This window comes from Stenotrophomonas sp. BR163, from assembly GCF_047520985.2.
Taxonomy (GTDB): Bacteria; Pseudomonadota; Gammaproteobacteria; order Xanthomonadales; family Xanthomonadaceae; genus Stenotrophomonas; species Stenotrophomonas sepilia.
The window spans coordinates 21,445-27,444 of sequence record NZ_JAXBRE020000043.1 but is presented as its reverse complement, the minus strand read 5'-3'; the positions used below and the strand labels follow the sequence as shown (position 1 = coordinate 27,444).

7 protein-coding genes are annotated in these 6,000 nt (G+C 57.2%); 4 read left to right on the top strand and 3 right to left on the bottom strand.

The window, feature by feature from the left end:
• The first annotated feature begins 155 nt into the window (after positions 1-155).
• A complete protein-coding gene (locus ACM0PY_RS20255; protein ID WP_495493292.1) occupies positions 156-341 on the top strand; it encodes a hypothetical protein in 186 nt (61 codons plus the stop codon).
• Positions 342-484: 143 nt separating this feature from the next.
• On the opposite strand, the gene ACM0PY_RS20250 is transcribed toward ACM0PY_RS20255, so the two are convergent.
• Positions 485-1,072: a DUF488 domain-containing protein gene (locus tag ACM0PY_RS20250; protein WP_080355748.1), complete on the bottom strand. Its 588-nt coding sequence runs from the start codon at positions 1,070-1,072 to the stop codon at positions 485-487.
• Positions 1,069-1,308, bottom strand: a complete 240-nt coding sequence (locus ACM0PY_RS20245) for a lipocalin family protein (RefSeq protein WP_141650940.1) — start codon at positions 1,306-1,308, stop codon at positions 1,069-1,071. Before ACM0PY_RS20245 ends, ACM0PY_RS20250 begins: the two co-directional genes overlap by 4 nt.
• Between ACM0PY_RS20245 and ACM0PY_RS20240 the strand changes: the two genes are divergently transcribed.
• Entirely contained in the window at positions 1,259-1,732 is a 474-nt protein-coding gene (locus ACM0PY_RS20240; RefSeq protein WP_080355749.1) for a transposase, read from the top strand. The genes ACM0PY_RS20245 and ACM0PY_RS20240 overlap by 50 nt on opposite strands.
• A 257-nt stretch (positions 1,733-1,989) precedes the next feature.
• On the opposite strand, the gene ACM0PY_RS20235 is transcribed toward ACM0PY_RS20240, so the two are convergent.
• On the bottom strand, positions 1,990-3,765 hold the full coding sequence (locus ACM0PY_RS20235) for an oleate hydratase (RefSeq protein ID WP_004146476.1): 1,776 nt from the start codon (positions 3,763-3,765) through the stop codon (positions 1,990-1,992).
• 489 nt (positions 3,766-4,254) lie between these two features.
• Here ACM0PY_RS20235 and ACM0PY_RS20230 point away from each other — a divergent pair, with 489 nt between their 5' ends.
• Both ACM0PY_RS20230 and ACM0PY_RS20225 read left to right on the top strand, forming a co-directional pair.
• A complete protein-coding gene (locus ACM0PY_RS20230) occupies positions 4,255-4,338 on the top strand; it encodes a DUF4113 domain-containing protein (protein ID WP_111144187.1) in 84 nt (27 codons plus the stop codon).
• A 62-nt stretch (positions 4,339-4,400) separates the two neighbouring features.
• Positions 4,401-5,861 (top strand): hypothetical protein, encoded by a 1,461-nt coding sequence (locus ACM0PY_RS20225; RefSeq protein WP_414609447.1) that lies wholly within the window; start codon positions 4,401-4,403, stop codon positions 5,859-5,861.
• The last annotated feature ends 139 nt before the right edge of the window (positions 5,862-6,000 follow it).

Below are 6,000 nucleotides of genomic sequence, written 5' to 3'. Positions count from 1 at the left end.
CTCGATTACCTGCTTCACCGCCTCTGCGCGGAACTCATCCGTGTACTGCTTGCTGTTGCCCATAAACACCTCGGTCATTGCCATCAATTATGGCGTCCGAGTGTCTACGAAAGGCTGGCCGGTCCACGATGAAACCGTGCCTCACAGAAACCGAGTTGGAAATGATCCAGAGTGCCTACAAGCTCTATGGGGCAAGTGACGGTTTCTGGATTACTTTCAATATCATCACAGAAGCGGTTACTCAAAGAAGCGATTGTTCCGGGAAGGAAGTGACAGACATGGTCAAGAGTGCGTTCAAAGAGTGGGCTCGAACGGACAGCGCGTTCGATGAAGCGTTTTGAATAGCAGTAGAGAAAAAGAGCCCGGCGTACCGGGCCCACGGTTCTACTCCCCAGTAGAGGCCCCGGATCATGACGACCGCCCTCAATTCAGTCAAGCATTTCTGCGAAGTCCAAGCGGAGACAGGCGGGCTTACTCTGAAGGCCTAAAGCAAACTGCGCTGCAACGGGGGATATATAAGGCCCTCGCCTAGCGCTTGGGCCATTGGATTGAGGTGGTGCGGTTCAGCCGCTCGTTTGGTCTGGATATGCAGGACTTGATGACCGCGGTATACCAAGAGATCCGAAATCAATCGCCGATGGCAGCGCCACCACAACAGTTCTGCACACATCAGCGCCGTGCGCCCTTGCGCAGCTGCAGCCAAGGCTTGCTCAAGCCCGTCCGCAAACTCTGTGCTGGCCATGTGATCCGCATACCCCTGGAATGACGAATTTCTCCACCCGCCGTTCGGCGACCCCGGCAGCACTGATCGCCGCCCTCCTAATTGAGAAATCCACTCGTAGCCAACGCCGTCCCGAGGCAACTGCTCGCTCATCGCGTCGCTACCGAACCAAGGAAACTTTCGAGAGCCAGGGAACCGCCTGACGTCAACCACGGTGGTGATCTCGTGGACTCGTAGGACTTCCCGAAAATCCTCCCAAGTGCGGGTGGAATGGCCTACCGTCCACAGCCGTGGGGACTCATCGCGAGGAGCCAGCTTAGCGCTGCCGCCGGCAGGACCCGTAGCATTCATAGGGGTCCTTCACACCCCGAATGAATCGGCCACACGAGGTTTTCTGTGTCAAAGCCCTGGCACTCAGCTATCCGCAGCCACTTGCGTGCTTCCGATGGCTCCATCACCGGACTTCGATGCAGAAGCACTAGACCTTGTCGTCGCGGCTCGCCAATTAAAACCGTTCGGTAATCAACGTCAACCTTCATCACGAACACCCTGCCGGAGAGAAAAGGCAGCCGCTGGGCGCTGCTCAAGGACTCCGAGCGCTGGAGCTACAAGCAACTGTGCACCATGCACTGGCTGCAGCGCAGCGGCCTGAAGACGGCGCGCGCCTGGCACTTGAAACAGGCACTGCGACGCCTGTACGCAGCGGGGCTGTCGCCGGAAGAAGCCGACCACCAGCTGGACCGTTGGATCAGCTGGGCACTCCGCAGCCGCCTGCCGCCGTTCAAGCGTCTTGGCGCGACCCTGCGCGAGCACAAGGCCGGGATCATCGAGCACTTCCGGAGTGGCCTCACCAACGCCAGCGTGGAGACGATGAACGCCCAGATCCAGGCGGCCAAGGCGCGGGCGAAGGGCTATGCCACCCACGAGAACCTGATCGCGATCGCCTACCTGTTGTGCGCCAAGCTCAAGCACTTGCCGCGCAATCCATGGTTGGCGCCGGCGGCGGCATGATCAGGTCAGTTCCACAGGGATCGCGACAGAGCCTGTTCTTCGCGCCAGGGCACGAACCCGCGCAAGGCCACGAGTACCAATTCAACCTCGACAGCGACGAAGGCCGGCAGACGCTGGCAGCAATGCTGGCCTTCCTGCAGGCCCACGTGCCGTCGCCACTGGCCTCGCCCACGGGGGCATCAAGCAGCGGGTAGCCATCGCCTCGCCCACCCGCCTGCATGAGGGTGCGCCGGCCTGGACCCCGGACGCCGCCACACTCAGACCAGCTTCGCCTCCCGCAGGAGATCCTCCAGATAGGTGCCCCGGGTCTTGGCGATGGCCGCACTGCTGGCGATGCGCGCAAGCCAAGGCAGCTTCACCTCGTCCAGCGGCTTGCGATCGTTGAGGTAGTACAGCGCGCTGAGCAGCACGCGCACGTCGAACATCGACGCAAAGACCTCGGGCACGCCGCGATCCACCCCCAGCAACGTGTACACAGCTTCCATCGCCGTACGCACCGAGTATTCGGTGGTGAACACCGTGTCGTGCTCGGTCTCGGCGAAATTGCCGATGAACGCCAGGTTCTGCGAGCCCTCCGGCACCACCAGCGGCCGGTCGCCGGCCGCGCGCGGCATGAAATAGGACGTGATGTAGGGCATGTTGCACGGCACGGTGCTGGCCGCGTTGTGCGCCAGCTCATCGATCTGGTCCACCGGCACGCCGATGTGGTACAGCCATTCGGCACACAGCTCCGCGCCGGTGCACTCGCGGATCGTCTTCGGCACGTAGTCGCCGGGCTTGTCGGAAAACAGCCCATACAGCCAGACCACCAGTTCCTTCTGCGGATCCTGTTCGGCGAAGTGGGGCTGCCGGCTCATGCTGAAACCGTACAGCCAGCTTGAATCCTGGATGCTGCAGGGGCCACCGGTGACGATCACGCCCGATCGCGGGTCGCGGCCCGTGATCCGTTCGAGATACGGCACGATGCGATCGTCGGTCAGCGTGACCGTCGCGGAGACCGTCCAGTTCGCCTCCGGAATGTTCTCGCAGAACTTCTCCGGACGGCCGAAGGCGGGGTCACGCTCGGCCATTCGCTTCCACAGCGACCATGCGCCGCCGCGGTCGGTCACGATGGACGCCGGCGTATCGTTGTCACCGAACGTGGAGCTTTCGGTGATCGAACCGTTGGTGACCAGCACCAGGTCCTTCGGACCCACGGCGATCTTCTCGGCGACGCCGTCGCTGGTGAGCCGGATCGCGGTCGCGAACTTGCCATTGCCGCTCGCGGTGACCAGCACGTCGTCGACCTGCGTGTTGTAGCGGAAGGTGACGCCCTGTCCTTCCAGATAGGCCACCAGCGGACGGATCAGCGACTCGTACTGGTTGTAGTGGGTGAAGCGCAGCGAAGTCAGGTCCGACAGGGTCGAAATGTGATGGACGAAACGCAGGATGTAGCGCCGCATCTCCACCGCGCTGGCCCATGGCTCGAACGCGAACATGGTGGCCCAGTACAGCCAGAAGTTCGAAGCGAAGAATTCCTCGCCGAACACTTCGTCGATGCGCTTGTCGTCCAGCTCGCTTTCGCGGGTCAGCGCCAGCGCGATCAGTTCCTCCACCGCTCCTGGAGTGAGCGTGAGGTCGGGCATCCGTTCGATCGGCTCGCCGCGGTTGTGGATCGCGCGGCAGGGGTTGCGGGACGGGTCGGTCTTGTGCAGCCAGTACATCTCGTCGAGTACCGAGGCATCGGGCGTATCGAGCGAGGGGATCGAGCGGAACAGGTCCCACAGTGTCTCGAAGTGCGCTTCCATCTCGCGACCGCCGCGGATGATGAATCCCTTGTGCCGGTCGAGGATGCCGTCCATGCTGCCGCCGGGCAGCGCAAGCTCCTCGAAGATCGTGATCGCACTGCCGGGCATCCGCGCGTCGCGGATCAGGAACACCGCACCCGCCAGCGAGGCCAGGCCGGAACCGACGAAGTAGGCACGGCGGCCCTCCACGCCTTCGGGCTTGGGGGGGCGCGAGAACGCCTCGAAGTTTCCACTGCTCCTGTACATGTCGATCTCCATGGTTGAGGGGTCGATCGCGGCCCCAGCCAGCGATCAGGGAGAACATTCGCAAAGCATCTGATAAGAATGGATGAAGAATCGAACCGACAGACGCGCCGCGCGAATGACGGGTTCGCAGTGCAGGGGCGATCGTGGTGGCGAGGGGGCGCGTCGTGGCCGCCGCCCTGTCGCCCGGCAACGGGGCACACCGCGGGTTCCCGGCCGGCAGCGATCCGGTCATACAGAGCTGGCCCCGTCTGTTTGAACAGCCAAGCCGTATCCGATAAGTGGATCGCCTGCCGGTCAAGCTGCCTTCGGCAAAGGCAGCGGTTGTATGTACTCTCTTTGTACCAGAGTGTCAGGCCCGGTGAGAAAGCAGAGCGGGCCATGGCCGTGCTAGACCAGATCAACGCGAAATTCGGCAGAGGCACCGCAGGAATGGGCACCGTCGGCTAGCGGGTTGGTGCCACCAGACCTGGCGAGCAGTCCAAAGTATCTATCAACGCTCAATGGCGGCCCATATTGCATTCGCTGTCTCCCAGCTATACAACGAAGTGGAGCGACCTTCTGCCGGCGTGCTGACAAATACCGGCGAAACAGCAACCATTAAACACTAAATACAACCAAAAGGATGGCGGTTGAAAATGTCAGGCAGCAACATCGAACCAGGGAAGTGCAAGCCGCGCTTCGACTTTGAAAGACATAAAAAATCAAGCCAATCAGAGACCGGAAGCATCAAAGAGCTTTTGGAAGAGCTAAACCGCACGCCCCCACATAAGCCAAAAGGCAGCCAAAAATCCAATCCAGCCATATACAGAGAGGAAATAACTAAAGAGAATTTAGAGGGGGCGATCAATTTCATCAAATCAAACTTTAATATAGAAATATCATCGATAAATTCAAAACTACCAATCACCACCATCAAAACAATCAAGCTACTCTATCTCAGCAACAGATCATTTAAGGGACAACTTTTCGAAAGAATCTCCCTCCCAGGGCCATCCCAAGCCACTTTTGAACACTGGATAGAACGTAATACACCAAGGAACGAAAAGACCATTCGAGCGGCATCTCAACTCATGTCTACACTTGAGCTTGAGATAAACGATGAAAGACTTAAACACATCCACATCAACAAATCAACACCATCAAAACTAATTGAAATATATGCAAAAAAAATAATGGAATTCATCGCCCCGATCTACGAAATATTCAAAGACGACGGGGAATACAGAGACTGGTATATAACAACCACAATAAGATTTGCATCAAGTGAAATAGAGTCATATAGGCCATCACCACTTCCAGCCAACACAGAAGCCGGCCCCATACACGAAAGGTTATACATCTATTTACTAACACTTCCCTTTCTGCACTTCGTTGGCGAGTACCAGCGGATTGTCGAATCAGAAAACGAAGAGCTGAGCAAATACAAGATAGAGCCACTCTTCACTCACGCCCTCTCCTCACCGTCGGAGGGCGATGCCCTATTGCGTCCTGTCACATCACTCGCAGCTATTCACTCCTTCCTGCAAACCAATGCAAATGAGCTGGCACGCTTGGTTCACCAAGCCACTGGTTATGAGTTGAGATCCAGCGAGATCACAAACATAGCCGACGAAACGCAGAAGGTTCTGCATGCCTATGTCTTCCACGAATGGCACAGAACAGATCATGACGTCGTCAACATTTCAATGGCCGACTGCGTTGCAGCCCTTTTAGCCATAACGATACAAAAGAAGATCAAAACGAAGTACACGCCCTACTGGAAAGGACAGAGCTCAAGCGAGAAAACTGTATTTCGCCTACTGAGTCACCTGGACACCTCAAGAGACATCGAAGAGCTATATGAAGAGGACTACATCCCGCAAGGCGCGATGCTCACCCTCTATCATCTATATTGCATCGCCTACGCATTACTTTTCGGCCGCAGCAACCGAATGGAAGCGTTTATGAGATTCCAGATCGTATATCTGAAGCACATGACCATAGCTCACTCTCATTTCGATCTTGAAGCAGGCAACGAATACGAGACAAATATCAACATGTTTTGCGAATACCTTATTCAATACATCGAAGATCAAGCCACTTCGCGCGCAATGTAATTTTTAACTTACATCACCCTTATACATATGTAGAAACTCACTTACATCCTTCGAAGCAACAACACGAAGAATGAAAGGAATCCAAGGGAATAGGAATCAAATAGAACTGACGATAGATTACAGGCAGGGTGTGGTACGC